The organism is Synechococcus sp. JA-3-3Ab, assembly GCF_000013205.1.
GTDB lineage: Bacteria > Cyanobacteriota > Cyanobacteriia > Thermostichales > Thermostichaceae > Thermostichus.
The window spans coordinates 1,287,401-1,301,164 of record NC_007775.1 but is presented as its reverse complement, the minus strand read 5'-3'; the positions used below and the strand labels follow the sequence as shown (position 1 = coordinate 1,301,164).

17 protein-coding genes and 1 pseudogene are annotated in these 13,764 nt (G+C 58.3%); 11 read left to right on the top strand and 7 right to left on the bottom strand.

The annotated features are described in order from the left end of the window. Window positions 1–3: 3 nt before the first annotated feature. A protein-coding gene (locus CYA_RS14400) for an IS630-like element ISSoc15 family transposase (RefSeq protein ID WP_099834873.1) occupies window positions 4–950 on the top strand; the annotation gives its coding sequence in 2 pieces (ribosomal slippage) (window positions 4–340 and window positions 340–950; 948 coding nt in all). On the opposite strand, the gene trpA is transcribed toward CYA_RS14400, so the two are convergent. From trpA to CYA_RS06055, 4 genes are all read right to left on the bottom strand, one after another. Further along, window positions 935–1,780 (bottom strand): tryptophan synthase subunit alpha, encoded by an 846-nt coding sequence (gene trpA / locus CYA_RS06065; RefSeq protein ID WP_011430148.1) that lies wholly within the window; start codon window positions 1,778–1,780, stop codon window positions 935–937. The genes CYA_RS14400 and trpA overlap by 16 nt on opposite strands. 61 nt (window positions 1,781–1,841) lie before the next feature. After that, complete coding sequence (locus CYA_RS15325) at window positions 1,842–2,693, bottom strand: ABC transporter substrate-binding protein (RefSeq protein WP_228375477.1); 852 nt, start codon at window positions 2,691–2,693, stop codon at window positions 1,842–1,844. A gap of 15 nt (window positions 2,694–2,708) precedes the next feature. Continuing rightward, window positions 2,709–3,257 carry an ABC transporter substrate-binding protein gene (locus CYA_RS15320; RefSeq protein ID WP_228375476.1) on the bottom strand — a complete coding sequence of 183 codons (549 nt, stop codon included), beginning with the start codon at window positions 3,255–3,257 and terminating at the stop codon, window positions 2,709–2,711. Between the two features lie 129 nt (window positions 3,258–3,386). After that, complete coding sequence (locus tag CYA_RS06055; protein ID WP_011430147.1) at window positions 3,387–3,602, bottom strand: hypothetical protein; 216 nt, start codon at window positions 3,600–3,602, stop codon at window positions 3,387–3,389. A gap of 28 nt (window positions 3,603–3,630) precedes the next feature. On the opposite strand from CYA_RS06055, the gene CYA_RS06050 reads away from it, so the two are divergent. Further along, window positions 3,631–4,479 carry a class I SAM-dependent methyltransferase gene (locus tag CYA_RS06050; RefSeq protein WP_011430146.1) on the top strand — a complete coding sequence of 283 codons (849 nt, stop codon included), beginning with the start codon at window positions 3,631–3,633 and terminating at the stop codon, window positions 4,477–4,479. An 8-nt stretch (window positions 4,480–4,487) separates the two neighbouring features. On the opposite strand, the gene CYA_RS06045 is transcribed toward CYA_RS06050, so the two are convergent. After that, on the bottom strand, window positions 4,488–5,276 hold the full coding sequence (locus tag CYA_RS06045; RefSeq protein WP_011430145.1) for an amino acid ABC transporter ATP-binding protein: 789 nt from the start codon (window positions 5,274–5,276) through the stop codon (window positions 4,488–4,490). Window positions 5,277–5,557: 281 nt separating this feature from the next. Between CYA_RS06045 and CYA_RS06040 the strand changes: the two genes are divergently transcribed. The 4 genes and pseudogenes from CYA_RS06040 to CYA_RS06025 form a co-directional block, all read left to right on the top strand. Continuing rightward, the gene (locus CYA_RS06040; RefSeq protein WP_228375475.1) at window positions 5,558–6,577 is read left to right on the top strand and encodes an amino acid ABC transporter substrate-binding protein; all 1,020 of its coding nucleotides are present in this window, start codon (window positions 5,558–5,560) and stop codon (window positions 6,575–6,577) included. Window positions 6,578–6,622: 45 nt separating this feature from the next. Further along, on the top strand, window positions 6,623–7,858 hold the full coding sequence (locus CYA_RS06035; protein ID WP_228375474.1) for an amino acid ABC transporter permease: 1,236 nt from the start codon (window positions 6,623–6,625) through the stop codon (window positions 7,856–7,858). A 3-nt stretch (window positions 7,859–7,861) separates the two neighbouring features. Then, a complete protein-coding gene (locus CYA_RS06030; RefSeq protein WP_011430142.1) occupies window positions 7,862–9,067 on the top strand; it encodes an amino acid ABC transporter permease in 1,206 nt (401 codons plus the stop codon). A 162-nt stretch (window positions 9,068–9,229) separates the two neighbouring features. Next, a pseudogene (locus CYA_RS06025) lies at window positions 9,230–9,502 on the top strand (twin-arginine translocase subunit TatC); the annotation flags it as partial. A 27-nt stretch (window positions 9,503–9,529) separates the two neighbouring features. On the opposite strand, the gene CYA_RS14065 reads toward CYA_RS06025, so the two are convergent. Then, window positions 9,530–9,775, bottom strand: a complete 246-nt coding sequence (locus CYA_RS14065; protein WP_011430140.1) for a HEPN domain-containing protein — start codon at window positions 9,773–9,775, stop codon at window positions 9,530–9,532. A 79-nt stretch (window positions 9,776–9,854) separates the two neighbouring features. On the opposite strand from CYA_RS14065, the gene CYA_RS14060 reads away from it, so the two are divergent. The 4 genes from CYA_RS14060 to CYA_RS06005 all read left to right on the top strand — a co-directional run bounded on the left by CYA_RS14060 (window position 9,855) and on the right by CYA_RS06005 (window position 11,833). Next, window positions 9,855–10,802, top strand: coding sequence for an IS630-like element ISSoc4 family transposase (locus CYA_RS14060; protein ID WP_011430139.1), 948 nt, complete (start codon window positions 9,855–9,857; stop codon window positions 10,800–10,802). Window positions 10,803–11,007: 205 nt separating this feature from the next. Beyond that, window positions 11,008–11,178: a chlororespiratory reduction 6 domain-containing protein gene (locus CYA_RS15315; RefSeq protein ID WP_240527377.1), complete on the top strand. Its 171-nt coding sequence runs from the start codon at window positions 11,008–11,010 to the stop codon at window positions 11,176–11,178. After that, window positions 11,178–11,309, top strand: coding sequence for a hypothetical protein (locus tag CYA_RS15585; protein ID WP_255322549.1), 132 nt, complete (start codon window positions 11,178–11,180; stop codon window positions 11,307–11,309). The genes CYA_RS15315 and CYA_RS15585 overlap by 1 nt, the downstream gene beginning before the upstream one ends. Before the next feature lie 98 nt (window positions 11,310–11,407). Next, window positions 11,408–11,833 carry a hypothetical protein gene (locus CYA_RS06005; protein WP_011430137.1) on the top strand — a complete coding sequence of 142 codons (426 nt, stop codon included), beginning with the start codon at window positions 11,408–11,410 and terminating at the stop codon, window positions 11,831–11,833. Window positions 11,834–11,902: 69 nt separating this feature from the next. Here the strand turns inward: CYA_RS06005 and psbA are convergent, their stop codons facing one another. Next, a complete protein-coding gene (psbA, locus tag CYA_RS06000) occupies window positions 11,903–12,967 on the bottom strand; it encodes a photosystem II q(b) protein (protein ID WP_011430136.1) in 1,065 nt (354 codons plus the stop codon). 98 nt (window positions 12,968–13,065) lie between these two features. On the opposite strand from psbA, the gene tsaB reads away from it, so the two are divergent. Next, window positions 13,066–13,749, top strand: a complete 684-nt coding sequence (gene tsaB, locus CYA_RS05995; RefSeq protein WP_011430135.1) for a tRNA (adenosine(37)-N6)-threonylcarbamoyltransferase complex dimerization subunit type 1 TsaB — start codon at window positions 13,066–13,068, stop codon at window positions 13,747–13,749. Window positions 13,750–13,764 lie beyond the last annotated feature (15 nt).

The window sequence follows — 13,764 nt, the reverse complement described above, 5'->3', positions numbered from 1 at the left end:
GGAATGCCGACTCATTCTTTGGATTTGCGGCAAAGAGTTGTAGCAGCCTATCAGGCAGGTAACACCTCCATCCGCCAGGTAGCTAAACGCTTCATGGTTACCAAAAGAACAGTACACCGCTGGGTGCGTCAGTACCAACAAACTCAAGATTTAGCTCCTAAGAAAGCAGGCACCAAGCGAGTGGGCATTTTGGAACAACATCGGCAGGAAGTGATGGCAATTATTACAGAACACCCAGACTTCTACCTGTGGCAGTATCAAGAACTGTTGCGCGAGCGCTTAGGAATCAATGTAAGCATCGTCACGATACATAATTTCTTGAAAAAGCAAGGAATGACTCTAAAAAAAAGACCTACCGCAGTGCAAAAGTCAAAGAAGAGGAGGTGCAAAGGGAACGACTAGCTTATAGTCAAGAAGTCAAGAATATTCCAGCGGAGGATTTGATTGCCCTCGACCAGACAGGGGTCTGGGAGGGAATGGAGCGGGGAGTATCTCGGAGTTTACGTGGTCAACGGGCTTATCATTACCGTCAGAGATACAAGGGTGAAAAGTATACGGTTATTGGAGCTATTTCCTTGAGAGGTGTAGTTGGCTGTCGTGTCATCAAGGGTGGGATGAAGAAAGGAGACTTTTTGGAGTTTTTGAGAAGCGAGCTATGTCCGAAGCTAGATACGAGGAAGGTTGTGATTATGGACAATTTAAATATCCACAAGAGTCGGGAAGTTGAGGAATTGATTAGGGAGACAGGAGCACGAATCCTATACCTGCCTGTGTATGCGCCGGAGTTGAATCCCATTGAGATGATGTGGTCGGTATTGAAGCATTTTATTCGGCAGCTTTGCAGAATTGGGAAATATAGCATGGAGCAGATAGTGAAGACTTCTTTACTACTGATCAATCCATCCTCCTTCCGAAGTTGGTTTGCTAAGTGCTGCTATTGTACCCCTTGAGTCCTTAACAGGCTGTAACACTCTGGAGTGGTCACCTCTTGCAGGGCCGCTTTGAGGGCTCGACAAAAGTGAGCTATTTGTTGCAGTCCTTCTTCAGGCGTGGGGGCTTTGGCCAGCCGTTGCACAAATGCGCTGCCCACAATCGCCGCATCTGCTCCCCAGAGAGCGATCTGGCGGGCCTGGTCGGGAGTGGAGATGCCGAAGCCCACCCCAATCGGCAGGGGGGTTTGTTGGCGCAGTTGCTGCAGCAAAGCCGGGATCCGCTTTTCCAGGGTGGCCCGTTCGCCGGTAACGCCGGTGGTGCTGACCAAGTAGACAAAGCCACTGGACTGCTGGGCAATGCGGCGCATGCGCTCCGGGGGGCTGGTGGGGGCCACCAGCAGGATGAGGTCGATCTCTTCGGCCTGGGCTGCTTGTCGCAGGGATCCCGCCTCTTCCAGAGGCAGATCGGGGACGACCAAGCCGGCACAGCCGGCCTGCCGCAGTTGATGCAGAAAGTTGGGGATGCCGAGCTGGTGGATGGGGTTGTAGTAGGTGAACAGGATCAGGGGGGCCTGCAGCGAGAGACAGCGCAAGCCTTGTAGAATGGCGCCCAAAGTGACTCCCCGACTGAGGGCGCGGGTGGCTGCTGCTTGGATCACCGGCCCATCCGCCAAGGGATCCGAGTAGGGTACCCCCAGCTCGATGAGATCGGCGCCACTCTGATCCAGAACCTGCAAAGCCTCGAAGGTCGTCTCCAGGTTGGGATCCCCGGCGGTGAGGTAGGGGATGAGGGCTTTTTCACCACGGCTGCGCAGCGCCTGAAAGCAGGCTGTGATCCGAGTGGGCATGGGATCCATTCGATTCTGAGGAGATTGAGAGCATCCCCCACTGTAGCGTCTGCCGGGATCCCTAGGGGAGAGGCACAAAATCGTAGCCGGTACCGGAGCGGTTGCCGGGCTCAACCCGCACCAGCACATGGGGAGCATTGCGGTCGCCGGAGGGCAAGAAGCGCACTTCTCCGGAAGCGCCGTCCGGCAAGCGGAAGTTCGGGTCGCCCAGGGCGGCGAGAACAGCGCTGCGGCTGGTGGCTCCTTGGCTGAAAGCTTGCAAGAAAACCCGGGTGGCATCATAAGCCAGAGCGGTGCGCCAGCTCACCTGCCCTCCCCAGAGCTGGGCTGCCTTCTGGGCAAACTCGCGGTTGCGCGGCACCTGGGGATGCCAGGGTACCGCCACCACCAAGCCCTCTACCGCTGCTCCCCCTTCTTGCAATGTGGTGAGGCTGAAGAGCACATCGCCGCCCAGAAGAGCAAGGGGCTTACCAGCTACAGCGTTCTCGCGGGCTACGGCCAGCGCTTTTTCGGCTACGGAAGCCGTGGGAGCTAAAAAAGCTACCTGGGCTCCTTGGCCGACGGCCCTTTGCAGGCTGGCCTGGGGGTTGAAGTCCGACGCCGATAAGTCGAACTCCGCCAGCACGATGCCCCCTTCGCTGGTCAGGGTGGAGGCAAAGGCGTCCCGCAGGCTGGTACTGTAAGCGCTGTTGGGGTTGTAGAAGATGGCCACCCTTTGCAGCCGCAACGTGCTGAGAGCATAACGGGCCAGTTGTGTGCCGGCCACTTGATCCGAGGGCACGGTGCGAAAAATGGCATCCCCCAGCATGCTGATGCGAGTGCTGGTGGAGGTGGAGGAGATCATCGCCAAGCCGGCAGGCTGATAAACCTCGGCTGCAGCCAGGGTGGCATCGCTGGTGTTATGGCCAATCACTCCCAAGATCTCAGGCTACGCCACCAGGGCTTTGGCCACCGCTGCTGCTCGCTCAGGGTTATCGCCATCGTCGGCAATCACTACCCGCAGCAGCCGTCCTCCGATTCCCCCCTGTTGGAAAAGCTCCTCCTGAGCTTGCGCCACCCCCCGCAGGGTCTCTTTGGCGCGGTTGGGGTTGCTGGAGATGGGCACCACCACCGCCAGGCTCAAGGGACTGCCTTGCTGCTGGGCGCGGGCGTTGTTCAAGAAAATGCGAGCTTCCGGGTCGTTGCGGTTGCTTTGCAGACCCATTTCCAACACCGAGATGGCTGCGCTGAGGTTACCTTGGCGCAACAGCTCTGCAGCGGCAACGGCAGCGGGACTGCTATCGGCAAACAAGGTGCGCTCGCCGCTGGTCAGGAGCAGATCTTGTGCTCCACCCCCCAACCCTGGCAGCGATACTGGCGGTAGAGAAATGCCTTCCGGCCAGCGAACATAGCCCGCCTGCCAAGCACGATGACCGCCCCAGAGTAGCAATAGCCCCAAGGCAATGTAGACAATGGGTGGTGGAGACTTGGCAACCATATATAGAGAGAAAACGCTAGCTTTTGGCCAGCAAAGACACTGCTTGTATCCTCAGGAATCCTCAAAAGTCATCTTTCCAAGGATCTCTAAGGATCTCCGACTATGCATCAGCATGAGTGCGGGAGTATGTCACGGATCGGGACGGTAGGAAGGGCTGTTGCGGTATTGGCGCTCTAGCTGCTCCACAATGGAAATGGGAACGGATGAGGTCTCGGAGGGCTCTTCTGGCGAGGTGCCGATCTGCGTCTCGGTCTCCACATTGAACTGCCGAGATGTTGCCCAAACCACTGCTGCAATCAGCAAAAGGACGATAGCGGCACCGTAAAGAAAGGCGACGATGGCCATCGGGTCAACGGTTTAGCTTTCCCCTTCCATGATAAAGGCTGTCGAGAATTACCCACTTCAGGATCCCTTAGAGCAAGCCCTATGGGACTGGCACCGAGGAGAGGCCAAGGGATCCCTGCTCTTGCATGCCTACGGCCTGGAGGGGATCCCGTTGGCGGAAGAGCCCCAGGTGGTCTCCCCAGAGGTGTTCTTCACCCAGGAGCTGCCGGAGGTGGAGGCCATGGCTTTGGATCTATGCCGCGGTCGGGTGCTAGACATCGGCGCCGGCACGGGCCGCCACAGCCTGCTGCTGCAGGAGGAAGGATTGGCCGTGGCTGCCTTGGATCGCTCCCCTGTGGCTTTGCAGATTATGGCAGAGCGGGGGGTGTGTTGCCGCATTGCCGCCGATCTTTTCCACTGGGCGGGGCCAGGAGAGCCCTTCGATACCCTACTCCTGCTGATGAACGGCGTCGGCTTGGCGGGATCCCTGTCGGGCTTGGAGCGTTTTTTGCGCCTGGCTCGCCACTGGGTTCAGCCCACTGGCCAGTTGCTCCTGGATTCCACCGATTTGAGCGATGCCAGCGACCTCGCAGATCTGCGGAATCTGCCGGCAGAAGAGGGAGGGCGTTTAGAAAACTTGGAAGATCCCTCTGGCAAGCTGGCCGCTCCTGCCCACCTCGAAGCAGGTGGCTCAGAAGATTGGCAGGAAGGGAGCGAGGCAAAAGCCAAGGTAGTGAACTTTGTAGCCGAGTACAACGGCCAGCGGGGGGATCCCTTTCCCTGGCTATTTGTAGATCCGGAAACCCTGCTGCAGTGTGCCCACGCCAACGGCTGGCAGGGGCAGATTGTCTATCAAGAGCCGGAGGGGGCTTTTCTGGCACGCCTCACCCCCTTCTGAAGGACTCGCTAGTGGGAAAGGATCTGGGATAAAAACAGGCGGGAGCGCTCTTCTTTCGGATTGCTGAAAAACTCTTGGGGGGTGTTTTCCTCCACGATCTTGCCGCGGTCGAAGAAGATAATCCGATCCGCCACCTCGCGGGCAAAGCCCATCTCGTGGGTTACACACACCATGGTCATCCCCGAGCGGGCCAACTCCCGCATCACGTCCAGCACCTCCTTGATCATCTCTGGATCCAAGGCCGAGGTGGGCTCATCGAAGAGCATCACCGCCGGATTCATGGCCAAGGCGCGGGCAATCGCCACCCGCTGCTGCTGCCCCCCCGAAAGTTGCCCCGGGTATTTTTCTGCTTGCTCGGCGATCCCCACGCGGCTTAGCAGTTCCATAGCCCGCTCTATCGCCTCACTTTTTTTCATCTTTTTCACGTGGATTGGGCCAAGGGTTACATTTTGCAAAACCGTGAGATGGGGAAACAGGTTGAACTGTTGAAAAACCATGCCCACCTCGCGGCGAATGGCATCGATGTTGCGCAGGTCGCTGGTTAGCTCAATGCCATTTACCACAATGCGCCCTCTCTGGTGTTCTTCTAAGCGGTTCAACGTGCGAATAAACGTTGACTTGCCCGAGCCTGAAGGCCCACAGACCACCACCACCTCTCCGCGGCGGATGCGGGTGGTAATGCCCTTGAGGACGTGGAAATCGCCGTACCATTTGTGAACATCTTCGCATTGGATAATGTCAGCGCTGGCTGCACTTTGCGGAGAGAGTGAAGACCTTATGTGCGGGGATCCTTGCATGGGTGGGTGACTCCCTAAGTTTCACCAAAGCAGGCATGGGTACCATGGCAGAACTGGCCGAGCCACAACTGTAGCCTCTGCAACATTTCCATACGCCCTGACATGTAAGGCTTTGAGAAAATCGTAGGCGCCTATGGCAAACCATTCTATGGGGTGTGGGGTGTGGCAGGAGTGTAACCCAATGGCACGGTATCTCGGTTGAAGTGCCGTGTATGAACGACTGTTGACGACGAAGATCTTGAGGATTGACATGGGGTAATTTTATGAACTGGATAAAGCATTTGAACGGATTGGCTCCCTTGGCCGGGGCACTGGCGTTGTCTATGGGCCTGCAGTCCCTTCCCGCTTGGGCGCAGCTGGGGCCGCTCACCGACCGCATCAAGGCTCGGGGCGAGTTGATCTGTGGGGTAAACAACCAACTGCCCGGATTCGGCAACCTGGATGACCAAGGCAAGTATGTGGGTTTTGATATCGACATCTGCCGGGCAGTAGCTGCCGCTCTCTTTGGAGATCCGGACAAGGTTCGATACGTCTACCTGACGGCGGCCAATCGCCAGTCTGCGATTCAGTCGGGCGAGGTCGATATGATTAGCCGCAACACCACCTGGACCCTCACCCGGGATCGCGAGTGGGCGGTGACCTTCGGCCCCACCACCTACTACGACGGCCAAGGATTTATGGTGCGGAAGTCGCTGGGGGTGGAAAAGCTGGAAGACCTGAACGGGGCCACCATCTGTGTGATTGCCGGCACCACCACTGAGCTGAACTTGGCGGATACCTTCCGCGCCCGTGGCATTGCCTTTACGCCAGTAACCTTCGACGGCGATGATTCCTCTTTCAACGCCTACGAAGAGGGCCGTTGCGATGCCATCACCAGCGACCAAAGCGCCCTCATCTCCCGCCGGGCCAGCTTGGCTTCTCCCGACGACCACGTGATCTTGCCGGAGGTGATCTCCAAAGAGCCCTTGGGGCCGCTGGTTCCCCACGGAGATGAGAGTTTCTCCGACATTATGAACTGGACGGTCTACGCCCTCTTCTATGCAGAAGAAAAGGGGATCACCAGCGCCAATGTGGACGAGTTCCTCAAGTCGGAGGATCCCGACATTCGCCGCTTCTTGGGCCAGGAAGGCAACCTGGGAGAGCTGCTGGGCCTGAAGCCGGATTGGGTGGTCAATGTCATCAAGGCGGTGGGCAACTACGGCGAGATCTTCAACCGCCACCTGACCCCCTTGGGCGTGCCGCGGGGCTTGAACCAGCCCTACACCAAAGGTGGGATCCAGTACGCGCCGCCTTTCCGCTAATCGCAAATCCGGGAGCCATCGCCCCCCCTGGGACAGGGATCCCGGTTGGTCAGTACCGGCCAGGGATCCCCTATTCTCTGCTGTGCTCTGAATTTTTGCTTGCCCCGCATGACTTCTCTGTCCGACCAGTCCCACCTTCGCCCCCCCTGGTGGCGGAATGAGCGCATCCTAAAAGTTCTGCTGCAGGTGGCCTTTGTCGTGGCCGTGCTGCTGGTGTTCGGGATCCTCGCCCAAAATCTCCTCGCCAGCCTGCGCCGCCTGGGCATCAGTTTGGGCTTTCGCTTTCTGGACAACTCCGCCAACTTTGGGATCACCGAGGGGCTGATCCCCTACGACCCCTCCGAGAGCTACCTGAAGGCTCTGGCGGTGGGAGCGGTGAACACCCTCTGGCTGTCGGCAGTCAGCATTGTGTTGGCGACGGCGATGGGCTTTGTCCTGGGGATGGCTCGCCTCTCCAGCAACTGGCTGGCCCGCCAGCTGGCCACCGTTGTTACCGAGATCTTTCGCAATGTCCCGGTGCTGCTGATCGTGATCTTCTGGTACCAGGGGGTGATCCTCACCCTGCCGGGGGTGCGCAACAGTCTCTCCATCGGTGGGCTTGTCTTTATCAACCAGCGGGGAGTGAAGCTGCCCGGGTTGGATCCCAGCGGCTGGCTGGTTCCCGCGCTGGCCATTGTAATCGCGGCTGGGTGGGGGATCCGCAAGCTGCTCCTAGTCTGCCGACCCGAGCTGGGATCCCGGCAGCGGAACCTGTGGGTGGCTGCGGGGGTGGTGCTGCTGGCGGTGGCCTGCTGGGTGCTCTTCCCAGAGCCGCCGGTGCGGCTGGATGTCCCGGTACTGGAGCGCTTTAACTTCCGGGGTGGGATCCAGCTTTCGGCGGAGTTTACCGCCATGATGCTGGGCTTGGTGACCTACACCGGCTGCTACATTGCCGAAGTGGTGCGGGGATCCTTTTTGGCGGTGCCGCGGGGGCAGTGGGAGGCGGCCCGGGCCGTCGGCCTGTCGGAGCTGCAAACCTTTCGCTTGGTGATTGTGCCCCAGGCCCTGCGGATCATGATCCCCTCCTTGAACACTCAGTATCTCACCTTGATTAAAAACTCCAGCTTGGCCATTGCCGTTGGCTTTTCCGATCTGTTCAACATCAGCAGCACCATCATCAACCAGTCGGGACGTTCGGTGGAGATGTTCGCCATCCTCATGGCCACCTACCTGACCTTTAACCTGGTGGTTTCCTACGGCATGAACTGGCTCAATGCCCGCGTCAAATTGGTGGAGCGCTAACCCATGCCCAGCAGTCTCTCCTCTCCCCTTGTAGAAGAAAAGGTACTCCCCCCCAGGGAGAAACAAAGTCCTCTGGCTTGGGTGCGCCGCAACCTGTTCGACTCCTGGCTGAGCACCTTGCTCACCTTGGTCTCCGCCTTGGTGTTGGCCTGGGCAATTTCCCTGTTCTGGAACTGGGCGTTCACCCAAGCCCGCTGGGAAGTGATCCCGGCCAACCTGAAAATCTTTGCCAGCGGCACCTACCCCAGCAGCCAACTGTGGCGGGTGTGGGCGGTGTTGGGAATTGTGCTGGCCACCCTAGGGGTAGCGGGGGGGGCTTGGGGCGGTGTGCTGCTGCACTACCTCATTCTCTTGGGAGCTGCTATGGGCTTAGCCGCGTTCCTGCCTTTGGGAACCCAGTCGCAGGGGTGGCTGGCGGTTTGCTCTGGCGTCACTTTTGCCGCTATTGCCCTCAGTCGCGGACGGGAATCCTGGCGGCTGGCTTCCATCTGGGTTTGGGCCCTGATCTTGCCCCTCTGTCTGGAGCTGCTGCTGGGCAACCTGGGCCCCAATTGGCCGGCAGTGCGGGCTGAGCAACTGTCTGGACTGCTGCTGACCTTGATCTTGGCGGCAGCCGCCATGATCATCGGCTTCCCCATTGGGGTGTTGCTGGCGTTGGGCCGGGCCAATCGGGCGTTGCCGGTAATCCGGATCTTCTGCACGCTGGTGATCGAGCTGGTGCGGGGGGTGCCTCTGACCACCATTCTGTTTGCCGCCTGGCTGTTGGTGCCCTTCTTTCTGGGGGGGATCAGCGTCAACCTGATCATCCGGGCGGAGGTGGCCTTCATCTTGTTTACAGCCGTGTACGTGGCCGAGGACGTGCGGGGCGGCCTGCAGTCGATCCCGCTGGGCCAGCTAGAAGCGGCACGGGCGCTGGGCTTGAACCCCTTTCAAGTGACCGCTTTGGTGATTTTGCCCCAGGCGTTGCGGGCAGCTGTTCCGGCGCTGGTGAACGAGTTCCTCACCCTCTTCAAAGACACGTCACTGGTGTTCATTGTCGGCCTCATCGACCTGCTGCAGGCGGGGCGCGTGGTGTTCACCAACCCCAACTGGCTAGGCACCCAGCGGGAAGTGCTGTTTTTTATCGGCCTAATCTACTTCATCTGCTGTTTTGCCATGGCCTATGCCGCCCAGCAGGTGGAAAAGGCGCTGGGCTTGGGCAAGCGCTAAAAACTGCAACCGCTCCCCTTCCCAGTTTCATCTGCTCAGGCCCCGGGATCCCCTTAACGGGCTTGGGCCACCGCCCAATGGCGAGGAGTGTTGGGCAAGTGCTTTTCCCTGGAGAGGGGGCAGCGCTAAGATAGCGGGGAACGTCTCGTTACACCTTGGCCCATGACCCTTGCCTCTGAGACCGAATCCCCGGAGCAAGCCGCGGCGGCCCCTGAGCCTGGTCGGGTGCGGGATCCGGAGTTTCCCTACGAGGTCGAGATGACCTTGATGGAGCACTTGGAAGAGCTGCGCAGCCGCCTGTTGGCCAGCGTGATCGCGGTGGCGATCTGCATCATCGCTTGCTTTGCCGTGGTGAACCGCATTGTCGCCCTGCCGGAGGTGCCCGCTCGGGGGGTTACCTTTTTGCAACTGGCGCCGGGGGAGTATTTTTTCGTTTCTGTGAAGGTGGCAGCCTACTCGGGGCTATTGCTGGCCACGCCCTTTTTGCTCTGCAACCACGCTCGTCAGATCATCGTCAGAGGCGAGCGTGATTTCCAAATCGTCGTAGCGGAAGGCGACGGCAAAAGGGTTCAGCCGGCGCAGTTGGCTTTCCGTGACTGGCAGCGTCACGCCGCGATTCGCTAACAGGCGCGCCAGCTTGACCAGATCGTGTGTGCGCTCGAACTCGATCTGTTGCAGGAACAAGACCGCCTTGAGCGATTTCTCCACCGCCTGCTGGGCGTGGAAATAAGTACAGCCTTTTAATTTAAAATAGGGTACAGGTATTCAAGAGGAAGGAGAGAAAGGAATGCCGACTCATTCTTTGGATTTGCGGCAAAGAGTTGTAGCAGCCTATCAGGCAGGTAACACCTCCATCCGCCAGGTAGCTAAACGCTTCATGGTGACCAAAAGAACAGTACACCGCTGGGTGCGTCAGTACCAACAAACTCAAGATTTAGCCCCTAAGAAAGCAGGCACCAAGCGAGTGGGCATTTTGGAACAACATCGGCAGGAAGTGATGGCAATTATTACAGAACACCCAGACTTCTACCTGTGGCAGTATCAAGAACTGTTGCGCGAGCGCTTAGGAATCAATGTAAGCATCGTCACGATACATAATTTCTTGAAAAAGCAAGGAATGACTCTAAAAAAAAAGACCTACCGCAGTGCAAAAGTCAAAGAAGAGGAGGTGCAAAGGGAACGACTAGCTTATAGTCAAGAAGTCAGGAATATTCCAGCGGAGGATTTGATTGCCATCGACCAGACGGCAGTCTGGGAGGGAATGGAGTGGAGAGTATCTCGGAGTTTACGTGGTCAAAGGGCTTATCATTATCGTCAGAGATACAAGGGTGAAAAGTATACGGTTATTGGAGCTATTTCCTTGAGAGGTGTAGTTGGCTGTCGTGTCATCAAGGGTGGGATGAAGAAAGGAGACTTTTTGGAGTTTTTGAGAAGCGAGCTATGTCCGAAGCTAGATGCGAGGAAGGTTGTGATTATGGACAATTTAAATATCCACAAGAGTCGGGAAGTTGAGGAATTGATTAGGGGGACAGGAGCACGAATCCTATACCTGCCTGTGTATGCGCCGGAGTTGAATCCCATTGAGATGATGTGGTCGGTATTGAAGCATTTTATTCGGCAGCTTTGCAGAATTGGGAAATATAGCATGGAGCAGATAGTGAAGACTTCTTTACTACTGATCAATCCATCCTCCTTCCGAAGTTGGTTTGCTAAGTGCTGCTATTGTACCCCTTGAGCCCTTAACAGGCTGTAGCTGTGTCGTCGTGCCGATTACCTTCTACCTTCCTGCTAAAGCCATTCAAGCTCTGGATTTAACCCCGGGCCATGAGCTGTTGAAAACGTTGATGGCGGATCCTGTCCGGGCTGCCCAGCAGGTGTAATGCGCCATCGATTGGCCGCGCAGCCCCGACGATCCGCGCGAGCTGTCGGAGATCCCGGAGGTGCGCCTGTGGTTTATTCGTTGGGACACGGTCTGCCCCTGGATGCCCTACTTCCTCAACTGGCGCCAAGGAGAGCTGGCCCGTTACGCAGCCATGTTGGTGCCCCATCAATTCAACCCTCGCGAGGGCATTGTTTACAACCCAGAAGCGCTGGAAATCTCTTTGTGTTGATGCGGTGGTTCAAGCAGCAGAAACTGGGATCCCTCTCGATGCTGCGGGATATGGCTTTGGTGTTTGGCTTCGAGGTCCAGCTGGAGTTTCTCACTCTCTGGGAGTCTGAGGTGGGGGATCCGAACTCATGAGGGTGATGGTGGCCGATACCTGGACGGGGATCCCCGGAGCCGCAGCAGTGGCCAGCGCCTGGCAAGAGGTGGTCCAGAGACCTTGAGTCCAGCTCAGGGTGGATCCCAACCCTTCGGAAGCTCAGCTCAAGGCCCTCTGGCAACAAATCGGCGAGCGGGCAACCAATCCCCTCCTGGTTCTGCCGGGCAGTGTCGCCGATCCCCTGGAGCCAGGCCAAACCTGGGCCGATTTGGCCCATGCTTGGGGGTTTAGCCTGCTCTTAACGCTGCGACGGGAGGCCGCCCTGAGCCAAGCAACCGCCTTTGCCGCCCTGATGCGCCAAGCCAAGGTCCGCAACTTGGGCTGGGTGCTGGTCGGATCCCTGCCCGAAACCGAGGATCCCCAAGCTTTGGAGGAGCTGGATGCAGCTTTGATCCCACGCCTAGAGGCTCAAGTTGGAATGCCGGTGCAGGGGAGAATGGCTCTGGATGGGCAGATCCTTTGGGACACCGATTCCCTTGAGCAACTGGGCTACGTTCTATGAAAAGCAGAAAAACCCCCCAGCGTCTGCCAGGGGATTCAAGAAGGACTGGTCGACTAGGTCAGGAGTGGATTAGCCGCGGATGGCCGGCGCCACTTCCACCGCCGCCAGGTCCAGCGGGAAGTTGTGCGCATTCCGCTCGTGCATCACTTCCATCCCCAGGTTGGCACGGTTGAGCACATCCGCCCACGTCCCAACCACGCGACCGTTGCTGTCCACAATCGACTGGTTGAAGTTGAACCCGTTCAGGTTGAACGCCATGATGCTGATCCCCAGCGCCGTAAACCAAATCCCAATCACCGGCCACGCCGCCAGGAAAAAGTGCAGGCTCCGGCTGTTGTTGAACGACGCATATTGGAAAATCAACCGGCCAAAATACCCGTGCGCCGCCACGATGTTGTAGGTCTCTTCCTCTTGCCCAAACTTGTAACCCAAGTTCTGCGACTCCTCCTCCGAAGTCTCACGAATCAGGCTCGAGGTCACCAACGACCCGTGCATCGCACTAAACAGCGCACCCCCAAACACGCCGGCCACGCCCAGCTGGTGGAACGGGTGCATCAAAATGTTGTGCTCCGCTTGGAACACCAACATGAAGTTGAACGTCCCCGAAATCCCCAGCGGCATCCCGTCCGAAAACGAGCCTTGCCCAATCGGGTAAATCAAAAACACGGCCGTCGCCGCCGCCACCGGCGCCGAGTAAGCCACCGCAATCCAGGGACGCATCCCCAAGCGGTAGCTCAGCTCCCACTCCCGGCCCATGTAGCAGAACACCCCAATCAAAAAGTGCAGCACAATCAGCTGGTAGGGGCCGCCGTTGTACAGCCACTCGTCCAAAGAAGCGGCTTCCCAAATCGGGTAAAAGTGCAGGCCAATCGCAGCCGAAGAAGGCACCACCGCGCCGGTGATGATGTTGTTGCCATACAGCAACGAACCCGAAACTGGCTCGCGAATCCCGTCGATGTCCACCGGGGGAGCACCAATGAAGGCAATGATGAAGCAGGTGGTGGCAGTCAGCAGGGTGGGAATCATCAGCACCCCGAACCAACCGATGTAGAGGCGGTTGTCGGTGGAGGTGACCCACTCGCAAAACTGCTCCCACACGTTGCTGGTTGAGCGACGTTGGATAACAGTGGTCATGATGGCAAACTTCCCTGAGGAAGCGCGAAGATTGACAACCTAACCTTAAATCATCCGTTAAGTTCTGTCAAGTACCTCGCTTGATCCTGAGAGAGGCCATGTCAGTTCCCCGCTGGATTTTAGGGATCCACACCACCACGCCTGTTCTGGGCTTGGCCGTGTTGCCGTTGGAGGAGAAGCTGGGGGAGAGCCGCAGCCGGAGTTGGTGGCTGGATCGGGAGATGGCGGCGCAGTTGCACCCTTGCCTGAAGGAGTTCTTGGCCGGCCAGGACTGGTCGCAGATGGCGGGGATCGCTGTCGCTCTGGGGCCGGGGAGTTTTACCGGCAGCCGTTTGGGGGTAAGTGTGGCGCGGCTGTTGGGCCAGCAGTTGCGCATTCCGGTGTTCGGCTACTCGACTTTGGCGGTTCTCGCCCGCCAGGTGTGGCAGGAGCAGGGATCCCCGCCTCAGCCGCTGACGGTGGCGGTGCAGATGGACGCCAAGCGAGGGGAGCAGTATGGTGGCGTGTACCGGCTGGGGCCAGAACATTGGGTTGCCGAAGTGGCGGATCAGATCTGGGAAGAAGCGGCTTGGCAGAAGGTTCTGCGGCAGTGGCCCCAGGCTCTGGTCGTCGATGCTGCCGACTGGGTGGATCCGGCGCCTGTGCTGGCGTTGGCGGAACTGGCCCGCGCCGACTTCCAAGCAGGCTTGCGCCCTTCCTGGCAGACGGTGTTGCCTCTTTACGGACGTCAGCCGCCCATTGATCTCAGAGAGCTGAATCGGAGTGCCCCGCAGCCGGGGTAAGATTGGGAAGTCTGA

Coding starts and splice junctions, on each gene's coding strand:
- trpA (WP_011430148.1), bottom strand. CDS start 1,780: ATGCCCACTCGGATCACAGCCTGCTTTCAGGCGCTGCGCAGCCGTGGT.
- CYA_RS15320 (WP_228375476.1), bottom strand. CDS start 3,257: ATGGTTGCCAAGTCTCCACCACCCATTGTCTACATTGCCTTGGGGCTA.
- CYA_RS06055 (WP_011430147.1), bottom strand. CDS start 3,602: ATGGCCATCGTCGCCTTTCTTTACGGTGCCGCTATCGTCCTTTTGCTG.
- CYA_RS06050 (WP_011430146.1), top strand. CDS start 3,631: ATGATAAAGGCTGTCGAGAATTACCCACTTCAGGATCCCTTAGAGCAA.
- CYA_RS06045 (WP_011430145.1), bottom strand. CDS start 5,276: ATGCAAGGATCCCCGCACATAAGGTCTTCACTCTCTCCGCAAAGTGCA.
- CYA_RS06030 (WP_011430142.1), top strand. CDS start 7,862: ATGCCCAGCAGTCTCTCCTCTCCCCTTGTAGAAGAAAAGGTACTCCCC.
- CYA_RS14060 (WP_011430139.1), top strand. CDS start 9,855: ATGCCGACTCATTCTTTGGATTTGCGGCAAAGAGTTGTAGCAGCCTAT.
- CYA_RS15585 (WP_255322549.1), top strand. CDS start 11,178: ATGCGGTGGTTCAAGCAGCAGAAACTGGGATCCCTCTCGATGCTGCGG.
- psbA (WP_011430136.1), bottom strand. CDS start 12,967: ATGACCACTGTTATCCAACGTCGCTCAACCAGCAACGTGTGGGAGCAG.
- tsaB (WP_011430135.1), top strand. CDS start 13,066: ATGTCAGTTCCCCGCTGGATTTTAGGGATCCACACCACCACGCCTGTT.